At 45.8% G+C, this 14,191-nt stretch carries 14 protein-coding genes and 1 other annotated feature; of the genes, 7 read left to right on the top strand and 7 right to left on the bottom strand.

The window, feature by feature from the left end; all coding sequences use genetic code 11:
- Positions 1-93 precede the first annotated feature (93 nt).
- Positions 94-831: a YciK family oxidoreductase gene (locus FM038_RS08900; protein WP_142870376.1), complete on the top strand. Its 738-nt coding sequence runs from the start codon at positions 94-96 to the stop codon at positions 829-831.
- A gap of 107 nt (positions 832-938) precedes the next feature.
- Here the strand turns inward: FM038_RS08900 and FM038_RS08895 are convergent, their stop codons facing one another.
- From FM038_RS08895 to rnm, 7 genes are all read right to left on the bottom strand, one after another.
- A complete protein-coding gene (locus FM038_RS08895) occupies positions 939-1,526 on the bottom strand; it encodes a hypothetical protein (protein ID WP_223293032.1) in 588 nt (195 codons plus the stop codon).
- Positions 1,527-1,625: 99 nt separating this feature from the next.
- Complete coding sequence (locus FM038_RS08890; protein ID WP_223293031.1) at positions 1,626-1,868, bottom strand: hypothetical protein; 243 nt, start codon at positions 1,866-1,868, stop codon at positions 1,626-1,628.
- A 468-nt stretch (positions 1,869-2,336) separates the two neighbouring features.
- Positions 2,337-3,209 (bottom strand): 23S rRNA pseudouridine(2605) synthase RluB, encoded by an 873-nt coding sequence (gene rluB / locus FM038_RS08885; RefSeq protein WP_142870375.1) that lies wholly within the window; start codon positions 3,207-3,209, stop codon positions 2,337-2,339.
- Positions 3,210-3,453: 244 nt separating this feature from the next.
- Positions 3,454-4,092: an SMC-Scp complex subunit ScpB gene (gene scpB / locus FM038_RS08880; protein WP_142870374.1), complete on the bottom strand. Its 639-nt coding sequence runs from the start codon at positions 4,090-4,092 to the stop codon at positions 3,454-3,456.
- Entirely contained in the window at positions 4,093-4,881 is a 789-nt protein-coding gene (locus tag FM038_RS08875) for a segregation and condensation protein A (protein WP_142870373.1), read from the bottom strand.
- A gap of 111 nt (positions 4,882-4,992) precedes the next feature.
- Positions 4,993-5,613 carry an L-threonylcarbamoyladenylate synthase gene (locus FM038_RS08870; RefSeq protein WP_142870372.1) on the bottom strand — a complete coding sequence of 207 codons (621 nt, stop codon included), beginning with the start codon at positions 5,611-5,613 and terminating at the stop codon, positions 4,993-4,995.
- An 81-nt stretch (positions 5,614-5,694) separates the two neighbouring features.
- Positions 5,695-6,561, bottom strand: a complete 867-nt coding sequence (rnm, locus tag FM038_RS08865; RefSeq protein ID WP_142870371.1) for an RNase RNM — start codon at positions 6,559-6,561, stop codon at positions 5,695-5,697.
- A gap of 297 nt (positions 6,562-6,858) precedes the next feature.
- Positions 6,859-6,967, top strand: a sequence feature (Trp leader region).
- Between the two features lie 104 nt (positions 6,968-7,071).
- Between rnm and FM038_RS08860 the strand changes: the two genes are divergently transcribed.
- The 6 genes from FM038_RS08860 to trpA all read left to right on the top strand — a co-directional run bounded on the left by FM038_RS08860 (position 7,072) and on the right by trpA (position 13,934).
- On the top strand, positions 7,072-8,628 hold the full coding sequence (locus FM038_RS08860) for an anthranilate synthase component 1 (protein ID WP_142870369.1): 1,557 nt from the start codon (positions 7,072-7,074) through the stop codon (positions 8,626-8,628).
- Entirely contained in the window at positions 8,625-9,236 is a 612-nt protein-coding gene (locus FM038_RS08855; RefSeq protein WP_142870367.1) for an aminodeoxychorismate/anthranilate synthase component II, read from the top strand. Before FM038_RS08860 ends, FM038_RS08855 begins: the two co-directional genes overlap by 4 nt.
- On the top strand, positions 9,233-10,270 hold the full coding sequence (gene trpD / locus FM038_RS08850) for an anthranilate phosphoribosyltransferase (RefSeq protein WP_142870366.1): 1,038 nt from the start codon (positions 9,233-9,235) through the stop codon (positions 10,268-10,270). Before FM038_RS08855 ends, trpD begins: the two co-directional genes overlap by 4 nt.
- A gap of 15 nt (positions 10,271-10,285) precedes the next feature.
- Positions 10,286-11,767, top strand: coding sequence for a bifunctional indole-3-glycerol-phosphate synthase TrpC/phosphoribosylanthranilate isomerase TrpF (trpCF, locus tag FM038_RS08845; RefSeq protein ID WP_142870364.1), 1,482 nt, complete (start codon positions 10,286-10,288; stop codon positions 11,765-11,767).
- A gap of 135 nt (positions 11,768-11,902) precedes the next feature.
- A complete protein-coding gene (trpB, locus tag FM038_RS08840; RefSeq protein ID WP_142870362.1) occupies positions 11,903-13,123 on the top strand; it encodes a tryptophan synthase subunit beta in 1,221 nt (406 codons plus the stop codon).
- The gene (gene trpA / locus FM038_RS08835; protein ID WP_142870361.1) at positions 13,116-13,934 is read left to right on the top strand and encodes a tryptophan synthase subunit alpha; all 819 of its coding nucleotides are present in this window, start codon (positions 13,116-13,118) and stop codon (positions 13,932-13,934) included. The genes trpB and trpA overlap by 8 nt, the downstream gene beginning before the upstream one ends.
- The last annotated feature ends 257 nt before the right edge of the window (positions 13,935-14,191 follow it).

Below are 14,191 nucleotides of genomic sequence, written 5' to 3'. Positions count from 1 at the left end.
GAACAATACTTAATCATTTGTTTAAAACAAGTGTTTATCGCATCAGTGACTCTAGAGGTGGCGGGGTTTTCCGCCGACAGGAAATATTGACTCATGTTGGAATATCAAGCTGCAAAAGATCTACTTATTAACAAAACAATCTTAGTAACAGGTGCGGGAGACGGCATAGGTCGCACTGCTGCAATACATTTCGCCAAACACGGCGCTACGGTTATCTTACTAGGCAAAACCGTTAAAAAACTGGAAGCTGTATACGACCACATTGTGCAAGCGGGTTCGCCAAAGCCTGCCATCGTGCCGTTAGATCTGCAGGGTGCAACTGAGCAAAACTATATCGATATGGCTGAAACTATCGAAGAGCAGTTTGGTCACCTTGACGGTCTACTCCACAATGCAGGTAAACTCGGTGTATTAGGGCCGTTTGAGCACATCTCAATGGATTCGGTAAAGGAGGTCATGCAGATCAATGTTATCGCTGAGATTATGATGACTAAAGCCCTGCTACCTGTGATGAAAAAGGCACCACTTGCCTCCCTTGTTTTCACATCCAGTGGCGTTGGGCGCCAAGGCCGTGCATTTTGGGGAGAATATGCAATTTCTAAGTTCGCCACAGAAGGCATGATGCAATCAATTGCCGATGAATATGAAGGGTCCAATGTGAGAGTAAACAGCATCAATCCAGGTGCAACTCGTACCGCTATGCGTGCCAATGCTTACCCTGCTGAGAACCCTAGTACGCTTAAAGAGCCTGAAGACCTTATGCCTACTTACCTTTACCTGATGGGTGATGATTCGGCCAGTGTAAATGGCCAGCAACTTAGCGCTCAGTAATTCTGTACATAGTCCTTAAATATAGAGCTTAAATATAGTGCTTAAAATATAGACTTAAATTTAGTGCTTAAATGAGTTCCTAGAATTTCAACACTAGGAACTCATCCTTATACTGCTACTGCTGACAAGCTAATCACTGCAAAGTAGATAGCACTCTTCCCCTCATGAGAGGAGTAATAACTCACTTTCAAAAGGTCACCATCCAGTATCACCCCCGCATAACTCGTATCTCCTCCCGAAGGTAATGTGAGTAATTCTTGGATCTCGCCAGTCTCTTCATGTATTTCAACCAGAGAGGTTCTTACTTTCTCATCATATAAGCGCACCACGGCAAGATGTCTTCCTTGATAAAAAAAGCTAACCGGCCCACCGATACGCTTATCTAACTCCTGCCAACACCAATCTATATAAGGTGGCTGAGCAGTACCAAGCAACGCATTTTGTTCTGGCCCGAAAACAGGATCCCGCCTGAGTAAGCAATGAGAATGACCAAGTTTATCGAAAATCAAACCCGACTCATTAACATAGCCAGCCTGATTTAATTTTGGGACAAGAGCTTGATAACCTATGCCATTTAAACTTTGATAGGGCGCCACATAGCCATCCAACTCATGAGGGAAGTAGGCAATTCCGTAAAGACTGTTTTTAAACGGTGTGATACGCCATAGCCATTCACTGTCCTTTACTATCTTCACTGGATCAGCCCATTGTGTCCCATCAGCGCTACGCCAAACATAAGATCTAAGTGCTTGGGGCTCCGGTTCTCTTATCGGTCCGGCACCAAATATCAATAATTAACCGTTAAATACAGCTAGCTTTCCATCCCGTAGATCTCTACCTGCTAACTTAAAAAGACCTGCTGAGTGCCAGCTCTTACCTTCATTATTGGAGCGCAATAATCGTAAATGACCTTCAGCTGATACATGCTCGCATCCCTCACGAAACACTAAGTAAAGTTCACCGTTAAACCGAGCTAGATCGGTAAAAGCATTATGAGGGGCTTTATCCCAAATTTTATTAGCCGATATCAATTCCATTATGTCGCTCCTCACAATATTTTGATGATACATAGAAAGTATATAATTTAATGAGTTAATGCAAAGACAGTCAATATAGAGCTTCAAATGAGGAAGTGAGAGAGCTTTAAGTGAGACAGTGAGATTTAATCTGGGATTCATACCACTCGGTATAAGAAAGTGGTCAGTTCAGAGTTATTTTTGGCGGTATAATTCAAGACGAATTAATGAGGGAATGGTGATCCCTTTTGAACTCATTCAACTCAGAAGTAGGCAATGTCTAACTGATGTCGGGAACATCACAGCCCCCTGTAAATATTGCATAACTCTTGTTACGAGAAGTCCAGACGTAAAGCAATATTTTTACTATCCCTGTAAATATTGCATAAACGTTCCAGACGTAAAAAAGGCTGCAAATGCAGCCTTTTCTTAACGTTCCTAGTTCCTAGTTCCTAGGTACTAAAATCTAGGAACTCGTCACTTGTTTAACTAGACTCTCTTACGAGTAGGCTTAGGTTTGGCAGCTACCGATTTGTGCTTACGTACTGCACGGCGGATTTTTGCACCCTTCACTTTCGAGCGAGCCACACTGTGCTTATCGGTTCCCATGATAGAGCGTGTCTCTTGATCCATTCCAGCAGTTTTTCTCAAGTAGTTAACTTGCTCGAGTGTCAGCTCAACCCAACCACCACGTGGTAGAGATTTAGGCAGTTCAATTGCGCCATAACTGATACGGATCAAACGGCTCACCTGAACCTCTTGAGACTCCCATAAACGGCGAACCTCACGGTTACGACCCTCAGCCAGTGACACATGCCACCACTTGTTCATGCCTTCACCGCCAGCCGCTTTAACTTTATCAAAGCTAGCAGGACCATCTTCAAGGGTCACACCCGTACGAAGACGTTGAATACAGGCATCATTGACTTCACCGAAAGTACGTACAGCGTATTCACGCTCAACTTCATTTGATGGATGCATCAAGCGGTTGGCAAGCTCACCATCAGAGGTGAACAATAAAAGACCTGAGGTATTGATATCCAGACGGCCCACAGCAACCCAACGTGAGTCGCGGGTCTTAGGCAGACGATCGAATACGGTTGGACGACCTTCAGGATCTTTGCGGCTACATATCTCGCCTTCAGGCTTATGATAGGCAATCACACGACAAACAAGATCTTCTTCAGACTTAATTGAAATGGCGCGACCATCGATACGGATCTTCACATCGGCTTCGATACGATCACCCAGGTTAGCTATCTCACCATCTATACTAATTCGACCTGCAGCAATCCATGCCTCCATCTCACGACGGGAGCCATGGCCTGCACGGGCCAAGACTTTCTGCAATTTTTCACTCATTAGTTAACTCTTTAAGACTTTTAATCTAAGTAACAATAACTTAGATTAATGATAATTCGGTAGGATTTTAATTATGTACCCAGTTATGTACACATAGCTAAAAATGCCTCTTTAACGCATTAGTTTACAGGGAAAATAGCCTATACGCAAAACAGGTTAATGAAGAACCTATCTCAAATGACATGAAGACCTTTTCAGCCATGGCCATTAATTCCAAACGCACCTGCACCAAGGACGCAAACAATTATTTATCAACCAGTTCGACATCACTAGTGACCTCTGGACTGGTTTCCGAGCCCGCATTAGAAAATAGCGCCTCTAAAGACTCAGTATCGGTTAGCGGCGGTAGATCCTTTAATGCATCTAAGCCAAAGTAGGCTAAAAATTCGGTGGTTGTGACATAAAGAGCCGGTCTGCCTGGCACTTCTTTATGCCCTACCGACTTAATCCACTGTCTGTCTGTCAACGTTTTAATGGTATGGCTGCTAACAGCTACGCCTCTGACAAACTCTATATCACCTCGAGTGACAGGTTGTTTGTAGGCTATGACGGCTAACGTCTCTAACGTAGCACGTGAATATTTTGGTGCCTTTTCCTGCCATAATGGCTGAAGATAAGGGCTTAGTGCTTCGATAGTCTGGAATCGATAGCCACCGGCGACGCTGACTAACTCAATGCCCCGCCCCTGATAATCTTGTTGTAACTCTTCTAAAGCAGTCTTAATTTTAACGTGTGTGACGCTAAAATTCACCAACACGGTCTCTTTTAGCGTCTTTATCGTGACCGACTTTGCTAACACAAATAGACTTGCCTCAATCAACTGCTTTAGCTGATCCGGATTTATGTGTGTTTGCTTTTGCTTTTTTTGATTTAATGCTGACAATCAATATGCCTTAACGTGTATGGTTGAAAACGGTTCAGTTTGTACCAGCTCCACAAGAAGCTCTTTAACCAGCTCCATCAAAGCTAAAAAGCTCACCACAACGCCACTGCGACCTTCGGCAACATCAAACAAAGCTTCAAAAGGTAGATAGTCCTCACCATCGAGCAGAGATAGAATCTGTGCCATACGCTCTCGAGTAGACAACACCTCGCGTTTTACATGATGATGCTCTGTGGCTGCTATTCGTTTCATCACAGCGCCAAATGCTCTGGCTATCTCAAAAAGCGAAACCTCAGGCGGCAGTAACACAGGCTTAATATCCGGTGCTGGTGTTGCTTTTGCTTGAAACACATCTCGCTCTAGACGAGGTAACTCATCTAGCTGCTGCTGCGCTTCTTTAATGACTTCATAAGCTTTCAGTTGGCGGATCAACTGAGCACGAGGATCCTCTTCTTCTTCATTCTCGATCACAGGTCTTGGCAATAATAATCGAGATTTTATCTCTGCAAGCGTGGCCGCCATCACTAAGTAATCAGCAGCAAGCTCAACACGTGCACCTTGAAGCAGCTCTATATACTCAAGGTACTGCTTAGTGACAGGCCAGATAGGCAATTCCACAACATCGAGTTTCTGCTTACGGATCAGATACAGCAGTAGATCCAGTGGCCCTTCAAAGGATTCAAGAAACACTTCGAGCGCTTCAGGTGGAATAAACAGATCTACCGGTAGCTGTTTAACCGGCTCACCTTTGACTATGGCCAAGGGCAACCTTTTTTGAGTCCCCTGCATCCATTGTCCTCAGTTTAGTAGGTTAAAAATTGAATATGTCCAAGCTGACTCAGCCTCTTGCTCATAAACAATGGCGCGCGATTATACCTTGATACATATCGGTTGCACAGTTTAAACAAAAGGTGAAATATCACCAACACCCTCACGGATAATTTCGATATCACCTTCAGACATATCAATCACAGTCGTCGGTTTCTCACCCAAATAACCACCATGAATAATGGCATCGACCTGATGTTCCAAAATGTCACGGATATGTTCAGGATCTGACTCGGTAAACTCTTCACCGGGCAAAATGAGACTGGTCGACATCAAAGGCTCGTCTAGCGCTTCGAGTAGTGCAAGTGCAATCACATTATCCGGAACTCGAATGCCTATAGTTTTCTTTTTAGGGCTCTGTAGACGCTTTGGCACCTCTTTACTGGCCTTAAAGATAAACGTATAAGGACCTGGCGTATTGTGCTTCAACACTCGATAAGCCTGATTATCCACTTTCGCATAGGCTGATAACTCAGACTGGTCGCGACACATCAATGAAAAATTATGGTCATTTTCAATCTGGCGTATGCGCACTATACGGCTCATCGCATCTTTATCGCCAAGCAGACATCCCAGGGCATAACCTGAATCTGTTGGGTATACGATCACACCACCACTTTTAAGTGCATTTACCGCTTGATTAATCAGCCGTGGTTGCGGGTTTTCTTCGTGTACATAAAAAAACTGACTCATGATCTTTTCATCCAATTCTTATCAATATGGTGCTTCAAGCCTTCTGCTCGCTAAGATTATCCAATCTCAACATAAAGGTCGTTAAGCGGCTTGGCCCATTTTCCAATTATCCATCTGCCATACCCAGTTCACACCTTTGGGTTGGTACATACTCTTACCAAGTTCAATAAAGCTACCGGGAAAATGAAAATCACTGCCCAGGGAGGCAGCAAGCTCATTCTGTAAACTCAGTGCGATTAAATTATTTCGATCTTCTATGGTCTGGCGACTGACAATGACTTCCATAGCATCTCCACCCGCCTCTTTAAACTCTCTCACTAAACGCTTGACCCATTTAGAGGAAAGCTTGTAACCGCTTGGGTGTGCCAATATTGCAATGCCACCAGCTTGGTGTATTTTCTCGATTGCAGTAGCCATATCAGACCAATTATTGGGCACATAACCTGTTTTTCCACGGGCGAGGTACTTCTTAAACACATTTGCAGTACTTGTTGCATACTCATTCGTCGCCAACCAGCGCGCATAATGACCACGACTCAAAGCCGCCTCTCCTGCTAAGGCTTTTGCGCCCTCATAGGCGCCTTCAATTCCAGCCTTTGCCAATCTGATCCCGATCTCTTTCGCTCTTAGTTCTCTTAACTCTCTTTGGTTTGCCAAAAAAGCTTCGAACGATTCATTATCTAAGCTGACATTAAGACCCACAATATGAATATCGTGATTATGCCAGCGCGTCGAAATTTCGACACCATTAAGCAAGGTTAATGGAGATTCATGTGCCTGATTATAGGCATGTGCTTCTGCTAAGCCCCCAGTCGTATCGTGATCTGTGATAGCAAATATCTGCACACCATTATCAATGGCGCGTTCAATGAGTTCGGAAGGGGTGAGTTGACCGTCGGAAGCGCTTGAGTGGCTATGGAGATCGATTAATAAAGTTTCATCTGTCATGGGCTTATTCTACTTGAGTTTGTTAGCAAAAGGGGAAAAGAGTTAAATGGCCTAACAATTATTTGTAAAATGCTACTTATAAGGTAGAGAAGTATCCAAAACTCACGCTCTTCTGGTCAGATATGCTCAAATATAAAAATATTCAATTGACATGATCAAGCCGCTAATGTTTTGATATAGCCACTGAATGCATTTTATAAACGAACTTAATGCATAATTAGTATTTTATCTTTTACATGTTCTTTCTTTTAAAACGGACTCAACTTCACGATGAAAACGTTATTTCCAGCACAAAACATCAATTGGTGGTGGCACTTCCCAACTTAGCGGGTGGTGTGAAATTCTGTGCTCATGTAAAAGAGACAAGATTAAACAAGAAGCCCGCACAAGATGCGGGCTTTTTTGTACCCAATTTTAATACAGCAACAAGTCAAGACAGGTATCTAAGCTCATCGTAAAGAGTATTAATATCAACTTATTTAAAAACGGATTAGAGAAGCGAGACAATAGATGAAACTAGCTCAAGTCAGCACGAGTAAGGAGCGGATCTCCTACCCGGATGATCCTTTAAGTTTATATCAGCACCTCACCCAAGATGCGCCACACACCATGTTGCTCGAATCTGCTGAAATTGAGAGTAAGGACAACATCAAGAGCATTATTCTCTCCCATGCCGCCTTGATGATCCGCTGCGAAGGTTACCAATTGACCTTTACCGCGCTCACAGACAATGGCCAATCGCTACTGTTACCGATACAAACATATTTTAAACACGCTAGCTCTAATCTAGAAACCAATGTACTAAAGCTCACTTTGGTCAAGGAAACCGAGCAGCTAGATGAAGATGCCAGACTCAAAGCAACCTCGCCGCTCGATGGCCTTCGAGCATTAATACAAGAGATAGATTGCGGTGACAAGCCAGCTTTTGAAGATCTATTTTTAGGTGGTGTGCTAGCGTATGACTTAATCGATACTGTCGAGCCTCTACCTCAAGTTAACAACGGTGACAATACCTGTCCTGATTACCTGTTTTATCTTGCAGAAACCTTAATAACGGTCGACCGTCAGCAAGAAACGGCTGATATTATCACCCATAACTTCATTACAGACACCACAGATAAAAATGCTTACGCTGCAATCTTAACCGCTCGCATTGATTCCGTTAATGCACAGATATCACAGGTCAAAGCGGCTTCAGCTCTCGTCCCTGTTAATGCAGATGTCACTGTCAATGTCTCAGATGACGCCTTTAAAGCGACGGTGAGGGATCTTAAAACGCATATTATCGCTGGTGATATTTTCCAGGTCGTGCCGTCACGTAGCTTCAGTCTTCCCTGCCCTAATACGCTAGGCGCATATCGCGCGTTACGTCTAACCAATCCAAGTCCCTATATGTTTTATGTCAGAGGCGATGATTTCACCGTGTTTGGTGCCTCCCCAGAAAGTGCCTTGAAATATGAGACCAGCACCAATCAAGTCGAAATATATCCTATCGCTGGGACTCGTCAGCGTGGAAAAACCCCTGATGGTCAAATTGATGCCGACCTCGATAGCCGTATAGAGCTAGAGCTTCGTTTAGATAAGAAAGAGCTTTCTGAACATCTGATGCTGGTTGATTTGGCCCGTAATGACGTCGCGCGTATCAGTCAAAGTGGTACCCGTAAAATTCCAGAGTTATTAAAAGTAGATAGATACTCCCATGTAATGCATTTAGTCAGCCGAGTTACCGGCCAACTTCGTAATGACTTAGATGCGCTGCACGCTTATCAAGCTTGTATGAATATGGGGACACTAACTGGTGCCCCAAAAGTCAGTGCTTCACAGCTGATCCGCGCCGTTGAACAAACAAGGCGTGGCAGTTACGGCGGCGCGGCTGGCTACTTAAATGGCCTTGGCGATATGGACACTTGTATCGTGATCCGCTCTGCGTTTGTTAAAAACGGTATTGCCCATATTCAAGCGGGTGCTGGTGTTGTCTATGACTCAGACCCACAAGCCGAAGCCGATGAAACCCGTCAAAAAGCACAAGCTGTGATCACAGCCATTAAAATTGGAGGCGGGCTATGAAACTCTATCTTTTAGACAATTTCGATTCTTTCACCTACAACCTAGTCGATCAATTCAGAAGCCTAGGCTTTGAGGTCGTGATCTATCGTAATGACCTAGATGCTGAATTTATTGCAGCTAAGCTACTCAATGAGAATGAAAAAGTTGCCTTGGTCTTGTCACCAGGGCCTGGCGCTCCTCATGAAGCAGGCTGCTTAATGGCACTGATTGCAAAACTAGCCGGTAAGGTACCTATGTTAGGGATCTGCCTTGGCCATCAAGCCTTAGTAGAGCACTATGGCGGTAAAGTAGAGCGTGCCCCCCATGTCGTTCATGGTAAAGCTAGCCCAACCTTCCATGAAGGCATCGAGCTGTTTGCTGGCCTGCCTTCACCTCTGCCTGTTGCGCGTTATCACAGTTTAGTGGCAACTCAGGTACCTGAATGCCTTAACGTGATCGCCACCACCGAGGAGATGCCAATGGCTATCTCTCATAAGCATCACAAGGCCGTTGGTTTCCAATTTCACCCTGAATCTATTTTGACGACACTCGGCAGCCAACTGCTGACGCAAACTCTCAGCTATTTAACCGGTACTGATGTCTCAACCATAACTGGAGATGCAAAATGAGCCAGCTTCAACCTCTACTAGATAAACTGTATGCGGGACAAAGCGTGACACGCACAGAGGCTAACACTTTAGTTAGCAGCATCATTCAAGGTGAGATGAGCGAGGTGGCGATGGCTGGAATGCTCATCGCCATGAAAATGCGCGGCGAAACCATCGATGAGATTTCAGGTGCTGCAGATGCACTTCGTGCGGCGGCGAAACCATTTCCATCCCCAAGTTATGCCACTCAAGCTCAAGGCATCGTCGATATCGTCGGTACCGGAGGCGATGGTCATAACACCATCAATATCTCCACCACAGCCGCCTTTGTAGCAGCGGCATCTGGAGCAAAGGTTGCTAAACATGGTAACCGCAGTGTGTCGAGTAAATCTGGCTCATCTGATTTATTGGCTCAATTTGGTATCGACTTAACCATGTCTCCAGACACGGCTCGTGATTGCTTAGATGAGTTAGGTCTTTGCTTCCTGTTTGCCCCGCATTACCATGGTGGAGTCCGTCATGCAGTGCCTGTTAGACAGGCATTAAAAACACGCACTCTGTTTAATGTTCTTGGTCCACTGATTAATCCATCTCACCCTGACTTTATTGTGCTCGGCGTCTATAGCAGTGAGTTAGTTGAACCTATCGCTCAAGTGTTAAAAGCCTTAGGAATGAAGCGCGCGATGGTGGTTCATGGCAGCGGACTCGACGAGGTGGCGATTCACGGTGATACCCTTGTTTGTGAGCTGGTAGATAGTGAGATAAATCAGTACCAACTCACCCCCGATGACTTAGGTATTACCCAGGCCAATCTCAAAGATTTAGAGGGCGGAACGCCACAAGAAAATGCAGAGTTCACCCGCGCAATTCTTCAGGGTCGTGGCCAAGCGGCGCATCGTGATGCCGTTGCCGCTAATGCGGGGTGTGCTTTATATATTTCTGGTGTGTGTGACTCAGTAAAATCTGGCACCGCCCTAGCCCTAACCACTTTAGAAAGTGGCAAGGCATACCAATTACTCGAGCAGCTTGCTAGCGCCAGCACAGCAGCCAAATAGAGCCGGAGCAGTAGAGTGAATAGTCGAAAAAATAGTTCAGAAGATTTAAGAAATAACAATCAGACAGAGCCATTAGCTAAAACCAGTAATGTACTGACAAAAATTGTCGATACCAAAGTCGCGCATATCGCATCACTCAAGCTGCGTTTTCCTGAAGCGGACCTCAAGCCTAAAATCTCAGATCGCAGCTTGTTCGAAGCATTACGCGCTCCCAATGCCGGTTTCATCTTCGAGTGCAAGAAGGCCAGTCCATCGAAAGGATTGATTCGAGCGGAGTTTGACGTCGAAGCGATTGCTGATGTCTATAATCATTACGCCGCAGGTATCTCGGTACTCACCGATGAGCAGTTTTTCCAAGGTGATATGGACTATATTCCTAAAGTCCGAGCTCGTGTGAAACAGCCGATTTTATGCAAAGACTTCTTTGTCGATAGTTATCAAGTAAAACTTGCCGCCCACCAAGGAGCCGATGCGATTTTACTCATGCTGTCAGTGCTCGATGATGAGCAATATCGTGCTTTAGCATCAGAGGCTAACAAGTACCAACTCGATATGCTCACCGAGGTGAGCAACTTAGAAGAGCTTGAACGTGCCATTTCTCTGGGTGCTAACATTATTGGCATCAATAACCGTAACCTGCGTGACTTGTCTACCGATTTGGCGACCACAGAGGAGCTCGCTCCCCACATTCCAAGCGATCGTATCGTTATCAGTGAGTCAGGAATTTATAATCAGGCACAAGTTCGCCGACTCAGCCCGTTAGTGGATGGCTTCCTAGTTGGCAGCTCTTTGATGGCAGCAGAAGACCTAGACTTGGCATGCCGTACCCTCACTTTGGGTCACAACAAAGTTTGTGGTCTAACGTCCATTGAAGATGTTACGGCTGTAGCCGATGCAGGCGCCATCTATGGCGGGCTTATTTTTGCTAAAAAGTCACCTCGTTATATCAGCCCTGAGCGTGCTTTGAACCTAGTGCACACTCAACGTGACACAGGTAAACAGCTCCATTTCGTGGGTGTATTTGTCAACGAAACCGCTGAATTTGTTGCCGACATCGCCAGCACGCTTGGACTGTTTGCTGTGCAACTTCATGGTAGTGAAACTGAGTTCGAAATAACTCAAGTTCGCAGTGCTCTCGAGTCTGTCGGCTGCAACGCACAAATTTGGAAGGCGGTAGCCATTGATGTCGACCTTCATCTTGATGCTACTAATAGTCAATTACCCATTCCGACCAATGCAGACCGTATCTTGTTCGATAGCAAAAGCAGCAAAGCCGGTGGGCAGTTTGGCGGTACAGGGCAAACCTTTAACTGGCAGCAAACACTACCGAGTCGTGCTAACGCCATGCTTGCAGGCGGTTTAGATACCGATAATGCCAAGGATGCAGCCAGACAAGGCTTTTACGGCTTAGATTTCAATTCAGGCTTGGAGAGTGAACCTGGGGTTAAAGATCACCAACTGATCCAATCAACCTTTGCAGCTCTTCGACAGTACTAACAATTTATGGTTAGGTCTATCCACGCTTCTTTGCAAGTCACTGGTGATAGACCTGTACACATATAATATTTTTATTCTCACGCCGCGAAGCGGTATCAATAGAGATGCGCAGCAGATCTATTTTAAGGACATATAATGAAGCTTGATCCCTACTTTGGTGAATACGGCGGTATGTACGTACCGCAGATCTTGGTACCAGCGCTTAAACAGCTCGAAACCGCCTTTATTGAAGCCCAGGACGACCCTGAATTTCAGGCTGAGTTTAGCGATCTCCTGAAAAATTATGCGGGTCGGCCAACAGCGTTAACCCTCACTCGTAACTTGAGTCCTAATCCGCTGGTAAAGATCTACCTAAAACGTGAAGACTTGCTTCATGGCGGTGCTCACAAGACCAATCAGGTATTGGGCCAGGCCCTGCTTGCTAAACGTATGGGTAAGAAAGAGATCATCGCCGAAACGGGAGCAGGTCAGCATGGCGTAGCCACCGCCCTAGCCTGTGCACTGCTAGATCTTAAATGTAAGGTCTACATGGGCGCTAAAGATGCCGCTCGTCAGTCGCCCAATCTCTTCAGAATGAAGTTAATGGGTGCTGAAGTGATAGAGGTGACTTCAGGCTCTGCGACACTAAAAGATGCCTGTAACGAAGCCATGCGTGACTGGTCTGGCAGCTATGAAAAAGCCCATTACTTGCTCGGTACGGCTGCAGGGCCACATCCATTCCCAACCATAGTACGTGAGTTCCAGCGCATGATCGGTGAGGAGACGAAGAGACAGATCCTAGAGCGTGAAGGTCGCCTTCCCGATGCTGTTATTGCCTGCGTCGGCGGTGGCTCAAATGCCATCGGTATGTTTGCCGATTTTATCGATGAAGAAAGTGTACAGCTTATCGGTGTAGAACCTGCTGGACTTGGTCTCGATACGCCCATGCATGGCGCACCGCTTAAACACGGAAAAACGGGTATCTTCTTCGGTATGAAGGCGCCGCTCATGCAAGATAAAGAGGGACAAATTGAAGAGTCTTACTCAGTATCGGCAGGCCTCGACTTCCCATCCGTGGGGCCGCAGCACGCACACCTTGCCGCAACTGGCCGGGCAACCTACGAATCAGCTACCGATGATGAGGCATTAGAAGCCTTCCAGCTGCTTGCCCGCAGTGAAGGTATCATTCCGGCGCTAGAGTCGGCCCATGCAATCGCTTATGCCCTTAAGCTTGCCGAAAAAGCCACTAAAGAGACGCTTTTAGTGATCAATTTATCTGGTCGTGGCGATAAAGATATCTTCACCGTTGCAGATATTCTTGAAGAGCGTGAGAAATCACAAACGAGCCAGCAAACAGAGGAGAGTGGCAATGACTGAATCTAAACAAGCAGGCCGTTACCAGGCAGCATTTGCCGCACTGAAGGCAAAAAATCAGGGCGCATTTGTGCCATTCGTGACCCTAGGCGATCCCAGCCCTGAACTGTCACTGAAAATCATCGACTGTTTAGTCGACAATGGTGCCGATGCCTTAGAGTTAGGTTTTCCCTTCTCAGACCCACTGGCTGATGGCCCAGTCATTCAAGGTGCCAATCTGCGTTCACTGGAAGCGGGTACCACGCCGACTCAGTGTTTCGAAATGCTAACCAGCATTCGTGCTAAATACTCAGATCTTCCTATCGGACTCTTACTCTATGCTAACTTGGTTTATACCAAGAGTATCGATACCTTCTATGCTAGCGCTCAAGCTGCTGGCGTCGATTCGGTACTGATCGCCGATGTACCCGTTGAGGAAGCAGAGCCTTTTATCGTATCGGCTAAGGCCCACAATGTTTGTCCTATCTTTATCGCACCACCAAATGCAGATAGAGAAACATTGCAACAAGTGAGTGAGAAAGGTGAAGGTTATACTTACTTACTATCGCGCGCAGGGGTGACTGGTACCGAGTCTAAAGCGGGTATGCCTATCGGTGAGATTTTATCTCGATTGAAAGAATTTAACGGTGCGCCACCACTGCTAGGCTTCGGCATCGCCGAGCCAAGCCAAGTGAAAGCCGCCATCCAAGCCGGGGCAGCAGGGGTTATCTCCGGCTCGGCGGTGGTTAAGATCATCGCAGCCCACAAAGATGATGAAGTCACGCTACTTGCTAAACTTGGCGAATTTACTCGCAATATGAAAGCGGCGACCTAGCCAAGTCAGTTAGCGACTTACAAAAAGCCTAATACCAACTGGTATAAAACAATAACGTCAGCCATAAAAGGCTGACGTTTTTTATTCCCTCTTGTATCTATACCTGTTTTGTCATTTTTAAATCTTATTCCGATGAGTATTAGTTATTTTGTCCCACAGCTGGCGTTGAAACGTTAGACCCATCACGGTTGACTTGCTGCACTGGGACTTCCTGACTTATGCGTGAGGTGGGTCACACATCTTGAGTTTGTTTACAG

This window comes from Shewanella eurypsychrophilus, from assembly GCF_007004545.3.
GTDB lineage: Bacteria > Pseudomonadota > Gammaproteobacteria > Enterobacterales > Shewanellaceae > Shewanella > Shewanella eurypsychrophilus.
Note: the sequence above shows the minus strand (reverse complement) of the source record. Positions and strands in the feature narration are given on the sequence as shown.

Bases quoted from the DNA above. Each gene is read 5' to 3' on its own strand.
- FM038_RS08900 (WP_142870376.1), top strand. From the start codon at position 94: ATGTTGGAATATCAAGCTGCAAAAGATCTACTTATTAACAAAACAATC.
- rluB (WP_142870375.1), bottom strand. From the start codon at position 3,209: ATGAGTGAAAAATTGCAGAAAGTCTTGGCCCGTGCAGGCCATGGCTCC.
- FM038_RS08855 (WP_142870367.1), top strand. From the start codon at position 8,625: ATGAAACTCTATCTTTTAGACAATTTCGATTCTTTCACCTACAACCTA.
- FM038_RS08890 (WP_223293031.1), bottom strand. From the start codon at position 1,868: ATGGAATTGATATCGGCTAATAAAATTTGGGATAAAGCCCCTCATAAT.
- rnm (WP_142870371.1), bottom strand. From the start codon at position 6,561: ATGACAGATGAAACTTTATTAATCGATCTCCATAGCCACTCAAGCGCT.
- trpA (WP_142870361.1), top strand. From the start codon at position 13,116: ATGACTGAATCTAAACAAGCAGGCCGTTACCAGGCAGCATTTGCCGCA.
- FM038_RS08875 (WP_142870373.1), bottom strand. From the start codon at position 4,881: ATGCAGGGGACTCAAAAAAGGTTGCCCTTGGCCATAGTCAAAGGTGAG.
- FM038_RS08860 (WP_142870369.1), top strand. From the start codon at position 7,072: ATGAAACTAGCTCAAGTCAGCACGAGTAAGGAGCGGATCTCCTACCCG.
- trpB (WP_142870362.1), top strand. From the start codon at position 11,903: ATGAAGCTTGATCCCTACTTTGGTGAATACGGCGGTATGTACGTACCG.
- trpD (WP_142870366.1), top strand. From the start codon at position 9,233: ATGAGCCAGCTTCAACCTCTACTAGATAAACTGTATGCGGGACAAAGC.
- FM038_RS08870 (WP_142870372.1), bottom strand. From the start codon at position 5,613: ATGAGTCAGTTTTTTTATGTACACGAAGAAAACCCGCAACCACGGCTG.